Source organism: Opitutus sp. sgz309028, assembly GCF_059821195.1.
Genome location: NZ_JCAMRR010000002.1, coordinates 678,893 through 699,027, shown reverse-complemented (window position 1 = coordinate 699,027; position 20,135 = coordinate 678,893). Strand labels below are relative to the sequence as shown.

Annotated in this window: 14 protein-coding genes; 6 read left to right on the top strand and 8 right to left on the bottom strand. The window is 65.5% G+C overall.

Annotated elements, in window-relative coordinates; genetic code table 11:
* Positions 1 to 43: 43 nt before the first annotated feature.
* Positions 44 to 679, bottom strand: coding sequence for an MBL fold metallo-hydrolase (locus AC6RV7_RS08680; protein ID WP_500093576.1), 636 nt, complete (start codon positions 677 to 679; stop codon positions 44 to 46).
* A 51-nt stretch (positions 680 to 730) separates the two neighbouring features.
* A complete protein-coding gene (locus AC6RV7_RS08675) occupies positions 731 to 1,132 on the bottom strand; it encodes a hypothetical protein (protein WP_500093575.1) in 402 nt (133 codons plus the stop codon).
* 229 nt (positions 1,133 to 1,361) lie between these two features.
* Between AC6RV7_RS08675 and leuB the strand changes: the two genes are divergently transcribed.
* The gene (leuB, locus tag AC6RV7_RS08670; protein WP_500093574.1) at positions 1,362 to 2,462 is read left to right on the top strand and encodes a 3-isopropylmalate dehydrogenase; all 1,101 of its coding nucleotides are present in this window, start codon (positions 1,362 to 1,364) and stop codon (positions 2,460 to 2,462) included.
* A gap of 49 nt (positions 2,463 to 2,511) precedes the next feature.
* Here the strand turns inward: leuB and AC6RV7_RS08665 are convergent, their stop codons facing one another.
* The gene (locus AC6RV7_RS08665) at positions 2,512 to 4,626 is read right to left on the bottom strand and encodes a hybrid sensor histidine kinase/response regulator (protein ID WP_500093573.1); all 2,115 of its coding nucleotides are present in this window, start codon (positions 4,624 to 4,626) and stop codon (positions 2,512 to 2,514) included.
* Between the two features lie 306 nt (positions 4,627 to 4,932).
* Here AC6RV7_RS08665 and alaS point away from each other — a divergent pair, with 306 nt between their 5' ends.
* A complete protein-coding gene (gene alaS / locus AC6RV7_RS08660; protein ID WP_500093572.1) occupies positions 4,933 to 7,662 on the top strand; it encodes an alanine--tRNA ligase in 2,730 nt (909 codons plus the stop codon).
* Positions 7,663 to 7,698: 36 nt separating this feature from the next.
* Here alaS and AC6RV7_RS08655 read toward each other — a convergent pair whose 3' ends face one another.
* From AC6RV7_RS08655 to AC6RV7_RS08645, 3 genes are all read right to left on the bottom strand, one after another.
* Positions 7,699 to 9,522, bottom strand: coding sequence for a response regulator (locus AC6RV7_RS08655; protein ID WP_500093571.1), 1,824 nt, complete (start codon positions 9,520 to 9,522; stop codon positions 7,699 to 7,701).
* A 48-nt stretch (positions 9,523 to 9,570) separates the two neighbouring features.
* The gene (locus AC6RV7_RS08650; RefSeq protein WP_500093570.1) at positions 9,571 to 10,809 is read right to left on the bottom strand and encodes a spinster family MFS transporter; all 1,239 of its coding nucleotides are present in this window, start codon (positions 10,807 to 10,809) and stop codon (positions 9,571 to 9,573) included.
* Positions 10,810 to 10,941: 132 nt separating this feature from the next.
* Positions 10,942 to 12,093 carry a porin family protein gene (locus AC6RV7_RS08645; protein ID WP_500093569.1) on the bottom strand — a complete coding sequence of 384 codons (1,152 nt, stop codon included), beginning with the start codon at positions 12,091 to 12,093 and terminating at the stop codon, positions 10,942 to 10,944.
* A gap of 155 nt (positions 12,094 to 12,248) precedes the next feature.
* On the opposite strand from AC6RV7_RS08645, the gene AC6RV7_RS08640 reads away from it, so the two are divergent.
* The gene (locus AC6RV7_RS08640) at positions 12,249 to 12,746 is read left to right on the top strand and encodes a GreA/GreB family elongation factor (protein ID WP_500093568.1); all 498 of its coding nucleotides are present in this window, start codon (positions 12,249 to 12,251) and stop codon (positions 12,744 to 12,746) included.
* 38 nt (positions 12,747 to 12,784) lie between these two features.
* Here the strand turns inward: AC6RV7_RS08640 and AC6RV7_RS08635 are convergent, their stop codons facing one another.
* Positions 12,785 to 13,315 (bottom strand): energy transducer TonB, encoded by a 531-nt coding sequence (locus AC6RV7_RS08635; RefSeq protein ID WP_500093567.1) that lies wholly within the window; start codon positions 13,313 to 13,315, stop codon positions 12,785 to 12,787.
* A gap of 348 nt (positions 13,316 to 13,663) precedes the next feature.
* Between AC6RV7_RS08635 and AC6RV7_RS08630 the strand changes: the two genes are divergently transcribed.
* A complete protein-coding gene (locus tag AC6RV7_RS08630) occupies positions 13,664 to 14,374 on the top strand; it encodes a hypothetical protein (RefSeq protein ID WP_500093566.1) in 711 nt (236 codons plus the stop codon).
* On the opposite strand, the gene glgB is transcribed toward AC6RV7_RS08630, so the two are convergent.
* A complete protein-coding gene (glgB, locus tag AC6RV7_RS08625; RefSeq protein WP_500093565.1) occupies positions 14,355 to 16,562 on the bottom strand; it encodes a 1,4-alpha-glucan branching protein GlgB in 2,208 nt (735 codons plus the stop codon). The two genes, AC6RV7_RS08630 and glgB, sit on opposite strands and share 20 nt — an antisense overlap.
* Positions 16,563 to 16,734: 172 nt before the next feature.
* Between glgB and AC6RV7_RS08620 the strand changes: the two genes are divergently transcribed.
* Together AC6RV7_RS08620 and AC6RV7_RS08615 are read left to right on the top strand one after the other, a co-directional pair.
* A complete protein-coding gene (locus tag AC6RV7_RS08620) occupies positions 16,735 to 18,834 on the top strand; it encodes an LPS-assembly protein LptD (protein ID WP_500093564.1) in 2,100 nt (699 codons plus the stop codon).
* 52 nt (positions 18,835 to 18,886) lie between these two features.
* The gene (locus AC6RV7_RS08615; protein WP_500093563.1) at positions 18,887 to 20,086 is read left to right on the top strand and encodes an RsmB/NOP family class I SAM-dependent RNA methyltransferase; all 1,200 of its coding nucleotides are present in this window, start codon (positions 18,887 to 18,889) and stop codon (positions 20,084 to 20,086) included.
* Positions 20,087 to 20,135: the final 49 nt, after the last annotated feature.

The following is a 20,135-nucleotide window of genomic DNA, read 5'->3' as shown; positions in this document are numbered from 1 at the left end:
TGAGTCCAACTGCATTCTGCTGGTCGACCGGAATGACGAAAACTTAACCGCTCACATAAGGATTCGTCGATTTTTCCGCACCGACCGTCGTGTCGGCTCCATGTCCTGGATACACGACCGTCTCCTCGGGCAGCGTGTAGATCCGGGTGCGAATCGACTTTTCCAGGACGTCGAAGTCGCCGCCGGGCAGATCGGTGCGGCCGATGCTGCTGGCAAACAGCGCGTCACCGACAAACGCGGCGTGCGCCGCCGGGAAATAAAAGAGCACGTTGCCCGGGCAGTGTCCCGGCACGTGCCGCACCTCGACCTCCGCGCCCAGCGCGTGGAGGCGATCGCCCTCCCCGATCCAGCGATCCACCTTCACAGGCTCCAGTCCCAGCCGCTCGCCCATGAAGCGCTCCATCACCTCGGGCGTCTCGATCAATGCCCGATCGTCCCGATGCGCGAGCACGCTCGCACCCGTGGCCCGCACGACCTCCGCGGCGCCCTGCATGTGATCCCAATGTCCGTGGGTGAGCCAGAGCTCCGTCAGACGGCAACCTTCCGCGCGCAGGATCGGTTCGACCTCCGCCCACACGCCGCCGGGTGCGTCGATCAACACGGCCTCACCCCGCGCGGCGGCGGTGAGCAGGTAGGCGTTGGTCTGGATCGGGCCGGCCGGCAGCACATGAAGTTTCACGCTTCCCACAGGAGGGCGTTCCTTCCGCCGGGCAACGCGAAACTGCGCCGGTCAACGCCCCGTGGTCAGCAGTGGCCAATCGCCCTCGATGAAATCCAACCCGGCGGCGATCGCGATCTGGCGGACATGCGAGCGGCACGGAGTGTCCGCCGCGTCATCGCCTTCGCCCAGTGCCACCACCGCGGTCGATTGGCCGCGACGGAGCGCGAGCGCTTCAGCGATCCAGCGGCGCGTGTCTTCCGACAGCGGTCCCGTCGCGCTGGCTGCCACGATCACGATTTGGGCGCGCTCCGCATCCGCGAGGGCGCGCCGCCCCCAGGACTCGGACGTCAGCTCGTCAAACCGCCACGGCAGCGGCCGGAGCGTCGCAGCTTCTGGCTGTCCGTAAAACGTGTTCGCCAACATCCGGAGGGCGCGAATGTAGCTTTCGCGATCCTCGTGAAGGATCAGCACCGGCAACGAGTCCGAGCCGGCGGTTTCTGGAGGAAAAGGGAATCGTTCGCTCAGGTCGGTCACGGCCGAAACCTATCGTGTTACGAACCGAGCGACTATTGGGAATGTCACCGGAACTGCCTACGAGGAATTCCACTCCGGGCAGGGTGACGAACCACCGCCGCCTAAACGCCGCCCCGCAACTCCTCCCTTGCCAGCGATGCGGCCCGCCCGCTACTCATTGCCGCTTATGCAGTCGCTCAAGTTCGCCGTCCTCGCCGGAGACTACATCGGCCCCGAAGTCATGTCCGAAGCGCTTCGCGTGCTTCAGGTCGTCGCCCAGCGCGAAAACCTTCGCCTCGATTATGCCGAGGCCGACGTCGGCGGCGCCGCGATCGACCGGCACGGCAGCGCGCTCCCGCAGTCGACGCTCGACGTCTGCTCCACGCGCGACGCGATCCTCTTCGGCTCCGTCGGCGGCCCGAAATGGGAAAAGCTCCCGCCCGCGCAACAGCCCGAGCGCGCCTCGCTCCTCCCGCTGCGCAAGCATTTCACGCTCTTCGCGAACATCCGGCCGGGCCTCCTGTATCCGGAACTCACCGACGCCTCGCCGCTCAAGACGGAGCGCATCCCCGAAGGCATCGACATCGTCTGCATCCGCGAGCTCACCGGCGGCCTCTATTTCGGGAAACCGAAGGAAACCACCACGCTGCCCGATGGCGACGTGCAGGCGGTCGACACGATGGTTTACCGGAAGAGCGAGATCGAACGCATCCTCCAGACGGCGATCACGACGGCCCGCGCCCGCAAGCGCCGCCTTTGCTCCGTCGACAAGGCCAACGTCCTCGAGACTTCCGTGCTGTGGCGCAAAACCGTCACCGAGTATTGCGCGAAGCACGCGCCCGACATCGAGCTTTCCCACATGTATGTCGACAACGCCGCGATGCAGCTCGCGCGCAACCCGAACCAGTTCGACGTGTTCGTGACGGAAAACATGTTCGGCGACATCCTTTCCGACGAGATGGCCGTGATCTGCGGTTCGCTCGGCATGCTGTCATCCGCCTCGCTCGGCACCGGCAAGAACTCCCTCGGCCTGCCCTTCGGTCTCTACGAGCCCGCGGGCGGCACCGCTCCGGATATCGCGGGCAAGGGCATCGCCAATCCGTGCGCGCAGATCCTCTCCGCCGCGCTCATGCTGCGCCACAGCTTCGGCCTCAACGACGTCGCCAATCGCCTCGAGGCGGCGGTGCGCAAGACCGTCACCTCCGGTGTCCGCACCGGCGACATCGCCTTCGGCCGCCCGTCCGTCGGCACGCGCGCGATGGCCGACGCCATCATCGCGAACCTGTAAGCGAAAACGCTTTCGCTCTTTGGCGGGCCCTCTCCCGGGCCCGCCTTTTTCATGCCGTCAAGGCGCGCCCGATCGCATCGATCAGATCCTTCGGTCCGCACGGCTTCGACAGTACTTCCGTGACGCCCAGCACCGCGAGTTCGTCGCGATTTCCATCGGGGTCGAGCCCGCTGGTCGCGACGATCCGGACATTTGGATCGATCAGACGCAGCGCCCGCACCAGCGCGGCGCCGCCCATTTCCGGCATCATCATGTCGGTGAGCACAACTTTGATCTCCTTTCGATCCTTGAGAAAACGAGTAACGGCTTCGCGGCCGTCGCTTGCGGTCAGCACGCGGTAACCTTGTTTTTCCAGGACCTGACGGCAGGCGTCGCGAATGCTCGCCTCGTCATCGACCACGAGGATCGTTTCGCCATTGCCCGGTGTTGAGATCGCGCTCAGGCCGACGTGTCCGGTTGGCTTTTGCGCGCCCGACGCCGGCAGATAGACGTGAAACGAACTCCCTTTCCCGGGCGTGCTCTCGACGCGCAGAAAGCCGCCATGGCTCCGCACGATGCCGAGCGTCGTGGACAAACCAAGGCCAGTGCCCTTGCCCACTTCCTTGGTCGTGAAAAACGGATCGAAGATCCGCTCCATCACGGCAGGCGACATCCCGCTGCCGGTGTCCGCGACCGTCACGATCACATACGGTCCGTTTTGCGCCGACGGATGGATCTGCTCCGTGACTTCGATCTGCCGGGCCGAGAGCGTGAGCACGCCGCCCGCCGGCATCGCATCGCGGGCATTGACACACAAATTGACGAAGACCTGGTGGAGCTGGGTCGCATCCCCGACAACGGGCAACGGCTCCGCCAAGCGATCGACGAGCTGGATCTCGCGCGGAAACGTCTCCCGGATCATCGCCCCCATCTCTTTCAGGACATGGCGCAGGTCGATCGGACCGCGCTCGCCTCCAAGTCCGCGACTGAAGGTCAGCAATTGGCGGATGATCTCGGCCCCGCGCCGCGCGCTCGCTTCCATCATCCCCAGCATCTCGCGGTCGCGCGCGGCCGTGACGTTTTCCTTCAACAGGCCCGCGGCCATCAACATCGGCGCGAGGATGTTGTTCAGGTCGTGGGCGATCCCGCCCGCGAGCGTGCCGATCGCCTCCATCCGCTGCGCGCGCAGAAACTGCGCCTCGAGCGATTTTCTGTCCGTGATGTCCTCCGCCACACCGACGATGCGCGCGGGAGCGTCACTGCCGCCCTGAACCAGAAAGCTCTGTTCGCGGATCCAGCGGATGGAGCCGTCGCCATGGACGATGCGATACTCCTCATCATACCCGCCGCGGCCCTGCTTTTCCCGCACTGCAGCTTCGACGCGGTCCCGATCTTCCGCGTGCACGGCGCCGAGCCAGTGCATCGGATCCCGCTCCAGTTCGCTCCGCGGCTGGCCCCAGATGGAATCGTAGTTGGGACTCACATACAGCAATCGGCGCGGCGGTCCGACCTCGACCATCCAGAAGATCTCGCGGATCGACTCGACCAGCGCCCGGAACCGTTCCTCGCTTTCGCGCAGCGCCGCCTGCGCCGCGGCGCGATCGGCGATGTCCTGAATCGTGGCGACGCTGTAGAGCGCCGCCCCCGCGGCATCGCGCACGGTGACGACGTCGATCTCGGCCGGGAAACTCGTGCCGTCCTTGCGACAACGTCGTGCTTCGTAGCGCAGGCGCGGGGCGCGGCGACGCTTCGCGGCCGCGAGCAGCTCCGCCACGCGCGGTCGCTCCTCCTCGGCGTAGAACGTCATCACCGCGCGCCCCGTCACCTCCTCCGCGGCGTAGCCATGCATGCGCGCGTAGGCAGGATTGCACACGACGATGTGCTGGTCGCCGGGCGAACCGAGCGCGATGCCATGAGTGCAATGTTCGAACGCGTCCGCCCACCGCTTCCGCTCCGCCGCCTCCCGCTCCGCCCGCCGCCCGGCGCGCCGGAGCATCGCGTAGAGCACGACGCCGGTCACGGCGACGAAGCCCCACCCTTTCGCCACCGAGCACCACTCCCGCCACACCGGGTCCTTCACCGCGATCGCCAGCAGCCCGTCGGACAGGGCGACCCACGCCCCCGCAACCACCACATACACCGACGCCATGCGCCAGGCGGAACGGTTGACCGAGCCTTCGCGCATGATGCTTCCGCCCGTCCTCAGGCCCGCATGCGCGGCCGGCCCGGCTGGGCCGGACGTTGCGGATCGATACGCGAGAATGAGAACGAGGGTTCCATCTGAAAAAAGATGCCCTGAACCGTAATCTGCCGCCCGCCGGCGCAGCTAACCATTGCTGGTCCTCTTCTGCGCATTTTTTGACCTTTAGCTGCAGCCGCCTCGCAACAAGGAATGCGCGCTCCCCTCCGCCAGAATCCGCCGCCGACCCGCCAATAAAAACCTTTCCGGCGCACCTCGCGTCGCTTTTGCTGACCGCTCGCATCTGTTTCCATGACCTCCGCCGAGATCCGCCAGAGCTTCCTCGATTTCTTCGCCCGGCAGGGCCACACGATCGTCCCGTCATCGTCGCTCCTGCCCGATTCTCCCGGGCTGCTCTTCACCAACGCCGGCATGAACCAGTTCGTGCCGATCTTCCTCGGCGACCGCGCGCCCGACGTTTCGAAATGGGCCGGAGTCCGGCCGGCGAAGGACACCCGCGCCGCGGACACGCAGAAATGCATCCGCGCCGGCGGCAAGCACAACGACCTCGAGGACGTGGGTTTCGATACCTACCACCACACGATGTTCGAGATGCTGGGCAACTGGTCCTTCGGCGACTACTTCAAGAAGGAGTCGATCACCTGGGGCTGGGAGTTGATCACCAAGATCTGGGGCATCCCGCCGAAGCGCCTGTTCGCGACCGTCTATTCGCCCGACAAGTCCAAGGGCGACCCGTCCGACTTCGATCAGGAAGCTTACGACATCTGGGCCGGCATCTTTAAGAAGGAAGGCCTCGATCCCGCCGTCCACATCGTCAACGGCAACAAGAAGGACAATTTTTGGATGATGGGCGACACCGGCCCCTGCGGCCCGTGCTCGGAAATCCATTTCAACCTGCTCCCGTCCGACGACGAGTCCGAGGGCCGCAAACTCGTCAACGCGTCCAGCCCGCGCTGCATCGAGATCTGGAATCACGTCTTCATCCAGTTCAACGCCAACGCCGACGGCACCTTCTCGCCGCTCGCTGCCAAGCACGTCGACACTGGCATGGGCTTCGAACGCGTCGCCGGCATTTACGCGACATCGAAAGGGTTCACCGACTTCAGCCGTGAGCCGTCGAACTACAACGCCGACGTCTTCGCGCCGCTCTTCACGAAGATCGCGGAGCTCTCGAAGAAAACCTACAACGGCACCGTCCCGCGCAGCCGCGAAAACCTCGGCGAACAGGAGCAGATCGACATCGCGTTCCGCGTGCTCGCCGACCACGCGCGCTGCGTCTCGACCGCGATCGCAGACAACATTCTCCCCGGCAACGAAGGCCGCAATTACGTCATCCGCCGCATCCTCCGCCGCGGCATCCTCTACGGAAAAAAACTCAGCCTCGGCACAGGTTTCTTCGAGCAGCTCGTCGCGCCCGTGGTCGAATCGCTCGGCGCCGTCTTCCCCGAGTTGAAGGAACGTCAGGACATCATCCGCCGCGTGATCCGCAGCGAGGAGGAGTCCTTCGGCCGCACGCTCGAAAAGGGCCTGCAGATCTTCAACAAAGCCGCCGCCGCCAACCAGGTCAGCGGCGCCACCGCGTTCGAGCTCTACGACACCTACGGTTTCCCGCTCGACATGACGCAGCTGCTCGCGACCGAGCGCGGCCTCAGCGTCGACACAGCGGAGTTCGAAAAGCTGATGGACCAGCAGCGCGAGCGCGCCCGCGCCGCCCAGAAGAAGGAGATCGTCGTGGCCGCCACCGAGGGCGAAACCGGCGCCGACCTGAAGCCGACGACATTCCTCGGCTACACGCTGACGCGCACGACCACCGCCGGCCCGGCGACGCTCCTCGAGGTCGTGACCGCGGACAAGGACACGTTCCTCGTTTTCGACCAGACGCCGTTCTACGCCGAAATGGGCGGACAGGCCGGCGACACCGGCACCGCGCTGATCGGCGGCCACCTCATCCAGATTGTGGATACGGTGAAGGACAAGGCCGGCCGCCACCTGCATCGCGTCGCGAGCGACGCGGATCTCAAATCTCAAATTTCAAATCTTAAATCCGCCGTCGGCACGAACGCCGAGCTCGCGGTCGACGCCCTGCGCCGGCGCGCGATTTCGCGCCACCACTCCGCCGCGCACTTGATCCACTGGGCGCTGCGCAAGGTCCTCGGCACGCACGTCCGGCAGGCCGGCACATCGAAGACGCCGGAGCGGATGCGCTTCGACTTCTCCCATTTCGAGGCGATGACCGCCGCGCAACTCCACGAGGTCGAGCGGCTGGTCAACGAGAAGGTCCTCGATAACGCGCCGGTCTCCGCCTACGAGACCGAGTTCGACAAGAAACCGGAAGGCACGCTCGCATTCTTCGGCGACAAATATGGGCGCATCGTCCGTGTCGTCGACATCGGCGGCTACAGCCGCGAGCTCTGCGGCGGCACGCACGTTGCCACCACCGGCGAAATCGGCGTCGTGAAGATCGTCGCGGAAATGGCGATTGCCGCCGGCACGCGCCGCATCGAAGCCGTCGCCGGCCAGGCCGCGCTCGATTTCATCGAAGCGCGCGAAGCCGCGCTTCGCGCTGTCAGCGCTCACCTCAACGCCGGCGCGCAGGACGTCGTTTCCAAACTCGAATCCCTGCTCGCCCACCAAAAGGAAACAGAGAAGAAGCTGAAAGCCCACGAGCAGCGCGCCGCCGCACATCTCGCGGCCGAACTCGCCGACAAGGCCACCCCGCGCGACAACCTCAAGTTCGTCACCGCGGTCGTCGAGGTTTCCGACCAGGAATCGCTCCGTTCGCTCGGTTCGCAGGTGCTGCACAAGCTCGGCGAGGGCGTCGTGACGCTCGGTGCTGCGCTCGGCGATCGCGCAAGTCTCGTCGTCTACTGCTCCCCCGCCGCGATCAAGGCCGGTCATCAGGCCGGCAAGATCGTGGGCGAACTTTCGGCGAAGGTCGGCGGCAAGGGCGGCGGCAAACCCGACTTCGCGATGGGCGGCGGCAAGGAGCCGGCGAAACTCGCCGAGGTGCTGAAACCGTGAGGGTCGGGCCGGCGCCGTTCGACCGCGCCGGCTTCGTCAACCGAGCCACCGCTCGATCACGCGCACGACATCGGTCAGGCGCAGCGGTTTGCTGAGGTAGTCGTTCATTCCGACCTTCAGGCAACGGCTGCGATCTTCGTTCGTCGCATTTGCAGTCGTGGCGATGATGGGCGTGCGCGCGTCGATCCGGCGGATTTCGAGCGTCGCCGTCCACCCGTCCATCTCCGGCATGAGGCAATCCATGAAGATGAGATCGAACCGGCCGAGTCGCATCTTCGCGACCGCTTCGGCGCCGTTTTCCGCAAACTCCACCGTGCAGCCCAGTTTCCGCAGCATCGAGCCGATGACCGCGCGATTCACGGGGTTGTCCTCGGCCACGAGCATCTGCAGTCCCGCGCGGCTGAGGCGCACGCCGGCGTCGGACCTGGTTTCGGCGCCCGCGTGATCCGGACGGTTCGTGTGCAGCACCTCGAGCAGCTGGTCGAGGTGCACGACCGGCTTGTTGAGCGAGATAGCAAACGTCGCGGTCTCCTCCGCGGGGCGCGGCCTGGAACCGGCCAGCAAAACCAGCGGCACGCCCTGCAAATCGGGCAATGCCTGCAATTCGCGCGCGAGCCGACCGCCCTGCGCCCGCGCGAGCGATTCGTCCACCAGCACCGCCTCGAACGGATGCTCCTGCGCGACCGCGTCGTGAATCTTGGCGAGTGTCTCATCCGCCGAGGCGGCGATCGCACAGGTCATGCCGACACCGCGCAACATTCCCGCGATCGCTTCCGCTGCCGCGGGGAGATCGTCGGCGACCAAGACGCGCTGCACCGGCGCCGTTGGCTGAGGCGGCTGCAATTCGTCGATCTGCAACGGCAGCGAGAACCAGAAGAGCGACCCGTGACCGGGATCGCTTTCCAGCCCGATCTCGCCGCCCATCAGCCCGACGAGCCGCTTGCTGATCGCCAAACCCAGACCGGTGCCGCCGAAACGCCGCGTGGTGGACGCATCCGCCTGCGTGAATTTCTCAAACAGTCGCACGCGCGTCTCCGCCGGAATGCCGATGCCGGTGTCGACCACGGAAAACCGGATCCACGCCTGCCCGGCCCCGGACTTCTCCGGCACGCGCGACACGCGCACGAGCACATGCCCCTTGGGCGTGAACTTGATGGCGTTGGAAACGAGATTGAGCAGCACCTGCCGGACGCGTGGCGCGTCGCCATAGACCCGCGCCGGCACGTCCGCCGCCACATCGAGAACGAGTTCCAAGTCGCGTTCCTCGATGCGCGCCGTCGCGATCTTCACCACGTCGGCGACCGGCTGCCGCAGATCGAACACTGCCTGTTCGATCGTGAGCCTGCCCTCCTCGATCTTCGAGAAATCGAGGATGTCGTTGACGATGGCCAGCAAGGCTTCCGCCGAGGTCCGCACCGTGGCCATGTATTCACGTTGTTGTGCCGTGAGCGGCGTCTCCAGCATCAGCTCGGCCGAGCCGATGACGCCGTTGAGCGGCGTCCGAATCTCGTGGCTCATTGTGGCGAGAAATTCGCCCTTCGCGCGATTCGCCGCATCGGCGGCCTCCTTCGCCTGCCGCGCCTGCTCGGCGGCGAGCCGCTGGCGTTCGAGTTCCTGCGCCTGATTCAGGCGGTCGCGTTCGCGGGCGAGCGTGCGACGCTGCCACCAGAGCAGCCAGAGGCTCGCGGCCGCCACGGCGCCGAGCGCCCCCACCCACCACCACACGTCCGCCTCGACCGTGCCGGACCACGACACCGGCCCAAGCTCACGCGATGCGCCGAAGCTGGCGACGGGCGCGACCGACGTCGCGCCGACCATCGCCGTCTGCTGAACCAGACGCCGCGGGGAATGAGGCTGCACAGCCCGGTCCTAATGGACGGAGCCTCAAACGCAAGGGATGTTCATTCCTCAGCGCATCGCGGCGCCGCCGCGCCGCTGGAACAGGACCAGCGAGAACCAGCAACCCGCGGCGAGCGCGAGCGCCCCCGGCAGGATCAACACCGCGGATTGCAGGCTGCCCCAACGATCGGAGAAGTGCCCGACCAGCCAGGGAGACCAGAGGTCGCCGAGCGCATGAATCAGAAAAATCGATCCCGCCATGGCCCGCGCGCGCAGGTGGGCCGGCACCGTTTCGAGAATGAGCGTGTTGATCGGCCCCGTGGGCAGAAACAAGAAAAACATCGCCGCCGCCAGCGCCATCCGTGCGATGGCCGGATCGGGCCACAGGAACGCCGTGAACGCGACCGGCACCGCGAGACTCGAGCTCAGCGCCATCATCGACGCATAACCGGCCTCGCTCCGCCGCCGCCAGGCAGTCGCGACCAATCCGCCGCCCAGCGTCGCCGCGAGCCCCGTCACCACCAGCGAAAGTCCAAAAAAGCGCCCCGCCTGCTCGAGGTTCATGCCATGCACGCGATACAGGAACGTCGGCGCCCATTGCGCGAATCCGCCCATCGCGAAGGTCTGCGCGATGTAGCCGGCGACGACCAGCACGTAGGCCCGCGAGCGGAACAGCTTCAGATAGGAGCGCCAGCCCTCGCCCTGGTCGCCCACAGCCTCCGCCGACTCCGATTTCTCGCGCGGCGGCTCCTTCAACCAGAACAGCACGAACGCGAGCAGCAGTCCGGGATAACCCGCCCACAAAAACGCCGCCCGCCAGCCGTAGCGCGCCGCGAGCGCGCTGCCGACGATATAACCGAGCGCGGAGCCGACCGGAATCGCGAGATAGAAGATCGAGATCGCAGTGTTGCGGCGCGGGCCGGAAAACAGATCCGCGATCCAGCCGGGACTGATCGTGCCGAAACTCGCCTCGCCCAGCCCCACGAGCACGCGAAAGAAAATCAGCGCCGCCAGCGCGCTCACGTGCCCGGTCATGAGGGTGCCGATGCTCCACACGAACACGCCCGCCGCGATCAGCCAGCGCCGCGGCACGCGATCGCCCAGGTAACCAAAAATTGGAGACGTCAGAAAATAGCCCCACATGAACGCACTGAGCAGCACCCCCAGTTCGCCGTCGCTCAGCTGCAATTCCTCCTTCACCGGCGTCAGCACCGACGCAAGCAGCTGCCGGTCGAGATAGTCGAGCAGGTTGAGCCCGGTCAGGATCAGGAGCGACGTGACGGGGCGATAAGGGTTCCGGTCGTTCACGCGGGGGCAGCAAAGCAACTGCGGCGGCCAAGAAAAGTCTCGAGCGCGTAATACACGCCCTTCATCGCCCGAGTGCCCAAAGAAAAAGCCGGCCCGTAGGAGGCCGGCTCATCAAGCGAAGCGCGATGCTGCTCAGAACTTGAACGTCATGCCGGCGCGGATGCCCTGCAGGCTGGCGAGATCGACGCGCGCCTTGTAATTGCTCAATTCGTCGCTGCTCGACACCTGATGGTCGTAGCTGCCGCTGCTTTGGTAAATCGCACCGAGATAGAGTCCGGCGTTGTCCGTGAAATCGTATTGGAGGTTCGCGTCGACGTAGTAACCGGGCAGCAACGCGTAGTCGTTGCTCGCGACGCTCTCGACGAGCGTATCGCCCGTTTCGGGAGTGAAACTTTGCTCCACTTCGAAGCTCGTGCCGGCATAAACCAGCACACCACCGACGCTCACCGACGCGCTGAACCGGGAGGTGATCGGCAGCAGCAGCGTCGGACCCGCGCGCAGCGTCAGGTAGGCGCCGCGAAGCTTCCAGCGGTTCTCGACCGCCACTTCACTGGCAGCAGTCGAACGCAGACGCTGCAGCAGCTGGCTTCTCAACAGCACCGAATTATCGACGCCGAGCGTCGCCGTGGGCGCCGTGTAGGGGGCGGTCGGCGCGGCCTGACCGTCCAGCGAGTAAAAATCCGTGATCGTCTCCACGTCCGCGGTGACGTTCGCCTTCATTTCCGACAGGATCTGATTGACGCTGACGCCGCCGACGAGGCCCCACTTCAGCCGGGAATTGAACAGGCTGCCCATCTCGCGCTCGGTGGAAACTTCGATGCCGAGCGCGGTGCCCGGATCCTTGTTGCGCAACGCCGTATCGGTGATCGTCGCCGTGTAAGCGTGCATCGCGATAAAGCCCGGCTCCGCCTCCGCCTGCGACTGCTCCGCAAAGGTCCAGTTGTTCGTGTAGCCGTCGGGAGTGATCGGCACCAGCACCCCGCTGGGATCGGCCACCTTGCGCTGATCGAGGCCCACGGCGCCATCGTGATAAATCCGCTCCTGCACGCCACTGTCGGAACCGAGCACGCTCTTCGACGAAATCACGCCCTGGCCGCTGAAGCCCGCGCTCGCGCCACTCAATGCCCGGAAACCCACCCGCACCGCGTTCTTCGGAACGTAAATGACGAGTTCGTCCTCCACGGTAGGCACATAATCGTCCAGATTCGGGTCCGAGATTCGCTGGGCTGACGCGGCGGACGCCGCGAGCAGAAACACGCACAAGGCGCGGGGCAGAAAATTCATAACGTGGTTGAGAGCGGAGTCTGGGACGGGCGCGGGGGGAAAATGTTTCCGGAAACATTCGCGAGCGCCATTCCCGCAGTCAACGCGAGATTCCGCCGCCGGCCGTGCGTTGACAACCGCGCCGTTCGCGCCGTGAACATGCCCGTTTTCGCCGCATGGTTCCGCCCTCTCCGCCCGATAAAAGCATCGTCCGTGAACAGATCCTCGCCGCGTTGCGCGCCGATCATGCGGTGCAGCTTCGCGCCGCGCAGGCCTCGCGCGACGAGGCCATCGACGAAGAGAGCCGTCCGGAAAACAAATACGACATGCACAGCCAGGAGGCCGCCTACCTCGCCGAAGGCCAGGCGCGGCTCGCCGCGGAGATCGCCGCCAGCATCGAACTCTATGCTTCGCTGCCGGTGACGGACTTCGCGCCGGGCAGCGCCGCCGCCGTGGGTGCGCTCGTCGCGGTCGAACACGGTCGCAAGCACGCCTGGTATTTTCTCGGACCGCGCGCCGGTGGACTGGAACTGCAAGTAGCCGGCCAAAACCTCCTCGTGCTCACGCCGCAATCGCCGCTCGGCCGCGAGTTGCTCGGCAAACGGCCGGGCGACGCCGTTCGCCTGCCCGGCGCCGGCGGCGGCTCGCGCGGCGTCGTCGCAGGGGTGTTCTAGATCGGAGTCGCGGCGCGACGACTCCGCTTCCGCGCCGTTCAGTCGGCCAAGCGAAAGGTCACTGGCACCTGCATCCGGAAACGCACCGGCCGGCCGTTCTTCTTGCCCGGTTCGAAGACCCACTTCGCCACTGCGCGGAGCGCCGGCTCCTCAAATTCGGGATGGCTCGATTCGACGACGCGCGGCGCGGACACGTGACCGGTTTCGTCGACGATGAAATCCACCAGGACATCGCCGCTCAGTCCCGCCGTGCGGGCGGACGCCGGATACGCCGGCGCCACGCGGGCACGGGCCCGCGGGATCGCGTCGAGCTGACGAACGCTCAACACCGCGGAACGCAGCGTCCCCTCCTCCACGCCTTCCGGAATCCCAAGCGGACCTGCCGGAATCCGATCGAGCACCGCCACGGTCGCGGGCCCGGGCTCGGCGAACTGTGGGAAAAGCGTCGGCACCGGTGGCCGCTCGGCGAGCGTCGGGCGCGGCACATCAGGATTCCCGCGGCGCGGCGTGTCAGTCTCTTCCGGATACGACTCCGCCGGCAATTCCTGCACGACCCAAACAAGCGGCACGGCGGGCAAAATCGGTTCCGGTGGCGGTTTCGGGCGAGCCGGAGGCGGAGCACCGGGTCCGCTGCCGAACAAAGCGAACAGGTGCAGCGCGGTCGCAAACGAAGCAGGGAGCACAAAACGCGTTTCCATGTTTCCTCCTGGTTTTCGGGGTTGGCTTCTCGCTGAGAACTACGTGCGAAACCGGCATTTCTTAGCGGTCCTTGGGCCGGATGAAAAAATGTCTCGCCGAACACGCCCACCGCCCGGCCTTCATCCTTCGTCCGTGCCTTCCGTGGTTTCCGTGGGCTCATGCTGCAGGGCGGAGTGATGGGCGTTGCGCCGCGCGGGCGGTTACGTTTTCTCCGGACGATGCGTCTGTTTTTGTTCGCCTGCTCGGTCGCGATCGCCCTCACGGCCGCCGCGGCGCCGTCGCTCGATCCCGAGTTCGATGCGGCGCTGCAGGCCTTTCGCGCCGACGGACCGAAGGGCTGGTCGTTCACGCAAACGACCGAAGGCGACGGCCACAGCCGCGTGGAACGCTACGACGCCTCGCAGCCGACGCCCGCGCGCTGGAGTCTGATTCAGCAGGACGGACGCGCGCCCACCGAAGCCGAGCGCCGCGAATACCGGCAGAAAGCCACGCAACGTTCCAGCAACGACACCGCGCCGCCGATCACGAAACAGCTCGATCTCGCGACGCTGCGGCGCGTCGCCGATTCCGCCGAGCGCAGCACTTTTGAAGCGCGCCTCCTGCCCGGCGAACAGGGCGACGCCACCGCGGCTCATCTCGTGGCCTCGCTCGTGTTTCACAAATCCACGAAAACGATCGAGTCGTTCGAGATCGCCTCGCGCGAAGCGTTCTCGCCGGTGACGGGCGTGAAGATCGCCGAGATGCGCACGGTGATGCGCTACAGTTTGCCGGCCGGCGAGCGTCCCAGCCTGTTGCAGCAGATCACGACGCGCGTGCGCGGCCGGGCATTTTTGTTCAAGTCGCTCGATGCCGACCTGACCGTGACGTTCAGCGATTACGAGAACGCATGGCGCCGGTCCGACGCCGTGGCTACTCCGCCGTCCACTTGAAAAAGAACGTCGTGTGCGGCGGCAGCTTGAGTGAGATCGACTGGCTGTAGCCGTCGTGCGGCACGTCCTCGGTGTGCCGCGCGCCGTCGTTGCCGAGGCCGGTGCCGCCGTAGAATTCGCTGTTGGTGTTGAGCATCTCGCGCCACAAACCCTGGCGTGGCACGCCGATCCGGTAGTCGCGTGTCGCGCCCGAGAAATGGCCGACGACGATGAAGAGGGTTTTCTCGTTCGCGTCGGTGCGCAGATACGCGATCACGCTGGCGTCCGCGTCCTGACAGGAAACCCAGCGGAAGCCGTGTGGATTGAGGTCGTTCTCACCGAGCACGGGCTCGTGCGTGTAGAGTTTGTTCAAGTCGCGCACGAGCAGGCGCACGCCCTCGTGATCCATGTATTGGCAAAGGTGCCAGTCGAGCTGCGCGTCGTAGTTCCATTCGTGCGACTGCGCAAAATCGCTGCCCATGAACAGCAGCTTCTTGCCGGGGTAACCCCACATGTGCGCGTAGAGCGCCCGCAGTTGCCGGGCCTTTTCCGGGATGTGCCACGCGCCCATCTTGAAGAGCATCGAGCCTTTTCCATGCACGACCTCGTCGTGGGAAAACACCGTCACGAAGTTCTCCGCATATTGGTAAAGCATGCCGAACGTGAGGTCGTTCTGGTGCCATTTGCGGTGGATCGGATCCTTCGAAAAATAGCGGAGCGTGTCGTGCATCCACCCCATGTTCCACTTGAAGTCGAAACCGAGTCCGCCCTGCGCGGTCGGCTTCGACACGCCGCCAAACGACGTGCTCTCCTCGGCGATCATCAACGCACCCGGATAATAATGGTGCACGAGATCGTTCACCCGCTTCAGGAAATCGATCGCCTCCAGATTTTCACGACCGCCGTATTTGTTGGGAATCCACTGCCCTTCCTGACGCGAGTAATCGAGATACAACATCGACGCCACCGCGTCCACCCGCAGCCCGTCGATGTGATAACGGTCCATCCACGCAAGCGCGTTGGCGATGAGGAAGCAGCGCACTTCGTTGCGGCCGTAGTTGAAGATCAACGTCCCCCAATCCATGTGCGCACCGAGCCGCGGATCCGCGTGCTCGTAAAGATGCGAGCCGTCGAACTCCGCGAGTGCAAACGCATCGCGCGGAAAATGCGCCGGCACCCAGTCGAGGATCACGCCGATCCCGCGCTGGTGCAGATAATCGACCATCCACGCGAAATCGTCCGGCGTGCCATGGCGATGGGTCGGTGCGAAAAAACCCGTGACCTGATAACCCCACGAGCCGGTGAACGGATGCTCCGCCAGCGGCATGAACTCCACGTGCGTGTAGCCCATCTCCGTGACGTAGTCCGCGAGCTGGCGCGCGGCCTCGCGGTAATCGAGCGGCAGGCCGGGATCGTCGGATTTGCGCCGCCAGGAACCGAGGTGCACCTCGTAAATCGAAATCGGCCGGTCGAGTCGGTCCGCTTCGGAGCGACGCCGGTCCATCCAGGCCGCATCGCTCCACTGGAAACGCCGCGTGTTGTAGACGATCGAGGCATTGCCCGGCGGACCTTCAAAATACGTGCCGTAAGGATCGGTCTTCAGGCGGACATTGTCCCGCTGATCGCGCACCGCATATTTATATAGTTCGCCTTCCTCGAGCCCGGGCACGAACAACTCCCACACGCCCGACGACCCAAGCGGCCGCATCTGGTGGAAGCGGTTGTCCCAGTGGTTGAAGTTGCCCACGACCGAAACCTGCTTCGCGGCCGGCGCCCACACCGCAAACGTCACGCCGTGGACGTTGTCGATCGTCCGCACGTGCGCGCCGAGCTTCGTGTAGATGCGGTGCTCGTTCCCTTCGTTGAACAGATATAAATCCTGGTCGCCGAGCGTCGGCAGAAACGCATACGGATCGAAAAACTGCCGCATCTCGCCTCGCGGCGTGGTCACTTTCAACTGGTAACGAAACACCTCCGACCGCTTCGGGATGAACACCTCGTAAACGAGATTCTCCGCGATCGACGTCATCGGCCATTCTTCTCCCGACGCGACGTCAACGACCGCGCAGGTGACGGCGTTGCGCAGCAGCGCGCGAACCACCACGCCTTTGCCGCGCCCACGCACGTGAGGGTGCATGCCCAGCACCGAATGCGGCGACGTATGGCTGGCGTGAAGCAGGGCAGTGAGATCCGGTTTGGAAATGATCACGCGGGGAATGAGTTCTTTGCAAAACCTGTCCCAAGCTTTCCGCTCCGTCTAGTCGGAATACGAGAAGGCGGCGCGCACCGCCACCTCCGGCAAACTCCCGATCGTGCACCCGCCGCCGCGCCCGCGCCCAAGAGCTTGCTTGCGGGAGCGGCGACGCCTTTGCTCCGCGGCTGTGACCCGCCGCCTGTTCGCCTCTCTCCTGCTCACCGGTGCCGCCTTCGCGGCGTCGGACGATCCTGCCGCACCGACCTCGGTCTACGCCGAGCATCTCGAAACCTCCACGCGCACGGGCGAATCGATCCTCACCGGCCATCCCTACGCGGATTACGGGGATATCCGGCTCACGGCCGACGAGATTCGGATCAATCCGCAAACGCACACCGCCGTCGCCACGGGTCACGCCACCCTCACGCGCGGACCGCGCCGCCTCGTCGCCGACCAAATCAGCTTCAACGCCGAGACCCGCACGATCGAGGTCGGCGAACTTCGCATCGGTCAGTTTCCTGTTTACGCATCCGGCTCCAGCGCCACCGGCACCCCCGACTCGCTCGTGGTCAACAACGCCATCGTCACGCTGCCCGAACCCGGCGCGCTCGTCCCGACCTTGGAAGCCGCCCGCGTTTTCTTCACCGAAAACCGTCAGGTTCGCGCCGAGGATGCCGCGCTCGGACTCGGCCGCGTTCACCCGATCGCGCTCCCCGGCCTCTCGCACAACGTCCGCAACGCCCTGCTTCCGTCCGTCGCCGTCAGCGGCGGTTACCGACGCACGCTCGGCGTTTATATCGAGGGCAGTCTCCAGATTCCGGTGACGCCCGCGCTGCGGCTCGGCGGCGATCTCGGCCTCTACACGAATCGCGGCATCATGGCCGGGCCGTCCGGAACTTACGGCGCGACGCACGGTGACAACACCTTCTTCGGACAATTCCGCTCCGGTTTCATCAGCGACTACGGCACGCGCTACACCGACCTGATCGGCCGGCGCGTTCCCCGCGAACGCGGTTTCGTCGAATGGGAGCACCTCCAGACCATCGGCGAACGTCTCAGCATTGCAGGCGAACTCAACTACTGGAGCGATTCGGAAGTCGTGCGCGATTTCCGCCCGTCGGATTTCTACAACGTCCAGCAACCCGACACGTTTCTCGAGTCCGTCTACGCCGGCGATAATTTTCACGTCTCGCTCTTCACGCGTTTCCAGCCGAACTCGTTTCAAGTCGTCCAACAACGTCTGCCCGAGCTGCGTTTCGACCTGCTGCCCACGCCGCTGGGCGCCGGCATCAACCAGCGCTTCAACGCCAGCATCGCCGTCCTGAAACAGGATTCGCTGCCCGTCGGTCCGCTCCATCCCATCGCCGATCCGCAGCTCCGCAGCGATCGCTTCGATGCCTATTACGGACTCTCGCGTCCGATCGCGCCGACGAACTGGTTTGCGTTCACGCCCGTGGCCGGCGGTCGCGTGACGCACTACGCCAAAGCGACTGGCGGCCGGGGCGACTACACGCGCGTGCTCGGCGAAGTCGGGTTCGACTCCGAACTGCGCGCCAGCGGCAAATGGGACTACAAAAACGAGCGCTGGAAAATCGACGGCCTCCGCCACCTCGTGACGCCGCGGCTTTCGTATCGTTATATTCCCGAGGCCGAAAAAGGCGCGCGCTACATTCCTTCGATCGACGACCGCAGTTTCTCCACCTACCTGCAGCCGCTCGGGCTCGGCGACATCCGCAACCTCGACGAACTGCGAGGCACAAATACGCTCCGCCTCGGCCTCGATCAAACGCTCCAAACCCGCGATCCCGTTTATGGCTCGCGCGATCTCGTCGTGCTCAACGTCGCCAACGATTTCCTCTTCGATCGCCGGCCGGGCGAGCGTAAGGTGTCCGCGATTCACAGCGAACTCGCGATCATGCCCGCCCGCTGGCTTGAGCTCGGCGTTTACCAGAGCTTCACGCCGCAGGATTTCACGCTGCAGGAATTCAACACCGGCATCACCCTGCGCGACCGCGACGATTGGGCCGTGCGCTTCGCGAGCAATTTTCTCCGCGGCGAGTTGAACGATTACCTGTTCCGCGGCACGAAGCAGATCAACGAAGCCCTCGAAGCGATCGTCCATCTCCGCTACGACGCGCGCCGCCAGCGCTTCAACGAGCAGGCCTACGGCGTCCGCCAAAACATCGGCAACACCTGGAGCGTCGAATATCTCATCACGCTCTACGACGGCCGCCGCCGCGAGAGCAACTTCGGCTTCAACATCCGCGTCGACGTCGTCCGCTACTGAGCGCGACCTGGTCCGCGAGCAAACGCCGGTCCCGTCCGCGCGCCTCCGCCCGATGAACGTCGCCGGCAGCCAGCAACGCACCTTTCTCGAACTCGCCGCGCAGCTGCGGCCGCACTGGCGGCGCGATCGCAATCTGCCGGCGCGCCTGCAGTCGCTGCTCGCGTCGCGGCGGGCGTTCGGCTCGCGGGACCGGCGGCTGTATCGAGAACTTCTTTACACGACGCTGCGTTATCTCCCCTGGATCGAGCCGTGGCTCGATCGCGATCCGGACCAAGCCGCGCGGCGGGTCGCGTGGCTCGCCGCCGATTCGCCCGCGACCGAACGTTTTCGCGCCGCACTCGTCGGCGATTGGCCCCCCACCCCACCGCGCCTCGCGGACAAAGCTGCGCAGCTCGGCGAAACTGCGTTGCCGCTACCGGAGTGGTTTCGCGACGAGTGCCCCGGCGCCTTCGAGCCGGAACAAGCCGACGCCCTCCTCGCCCGCGCTCCGCTCTGGCTGCGGCTGCAAACCAATGCGCCGGCGGACGTCACCGCCGAATTCGACCAACTCGGCTGGCGCTGGGAAACATCGTCCATTCTTCCGACAGCGCTGCGCCTCGCGGGCGACGTCGACGTGACGAAAACCTCCGCCTATCTCGGCGGCCGCGTCGAAATCCAGGATCTCGGATCGCAGCTGCTGCTTGAAGCGGCCGGCATCGCGGCGGGGGAACGCTGGCTCGACGCCTGCGCGGGAGCGGGTGGCAAGACGCTGCAACTCGCACGTCTCCTCGGCGCACCCGGCCGCGTCGACGCTCACGACATTCGTCCCGCCGCACTCGACGAACTCGCCGCGCGCGCGCGACGCGGGCAGCTGGACAGCATTCGCATTCTCCGCCCGCCAGTCGCCGACACCTACGATGGCGTGCTCGTCGACGCGCCGTGCAGCGGCTCAGGCACCTGGCGACGCGCGCCTCACCTCAAATGGACCACGACGCCCGAGCATATCGAAGCCGCAGCGGCGACGCAGCGTGAATTGTTGGCGCGTTTTGCCGTCCACGTCCGACCTGGCGGGCGATTGATTTACGCAACCTGTTCGCTGAGCCACCGCGAAAATGAGGACGTGATCCGGGCGTTTCTCGCGACGCACCCGGATTTTCGTGCGGAGCCGCCGCGCCGGAATATCGGCTTCGCCGGCGGCGAGTTGGGCCTGACGATTCTGCCGGCACGCCACGACACCGATGGGTTTTTCGTGGCGGCGCTTCGCCGCGACTGAGGCCGGCGATTTTTCCATTGCCGCGTCCCGGTCGCCCACAACCATCCCG

Coding starts and splice junctions, on each gene's coding strand:
- leuB (WP_500093574.1), top strand. CDS start 1,362: ATGCAGTCGCTCAAGTTCGCCGTCCTCGCCGGAGACTACATCGGCCCC.
- AC6RV7_RS08665 (WP_500093573.1), bottom strand. CDS start 4,626: ATGCGCGAAGGCTCGGTCAACCGTTCCGCCTGGCGCATGGCGTCGGTG.
- alaS (WP_500093572.1), top strand. CDS start 4,933: ATGACCTCCGCCGAGATCCGCCAGAGCTTCCTCGATTTCTTCGCCCGG.
- AC6RV7_RS08645 (WP_500093569.1), bottom strand. CDS start 12,093: ATGAATTTTCTGCCCCGCGCCTTGTGCGTGTTTCTGCTCGCGGCGTCC.
- AC6RV7_RS08640 (WP_500093568.1), top strand. CDS start 12,249: ATGGTTCCGCCCTCTCCGCCCGATAAAAGCATCGTCCGTGAACAGATC.
- AC6RV7_RS08630 (WP_500093566.1), top strand. CDS start 13,664: ATGCGTCTGTTTTTGTTCGCCTGCTCGGTCGCGATCGCCCTCACGGCC.
- AC6RV7_RS08615 (WP_500093563.1), top strand. CDS start 18,887: ATGAACGTCGCCGGCAGCCAGCAACGCACCTTTCTCGAACTCGCCGCG.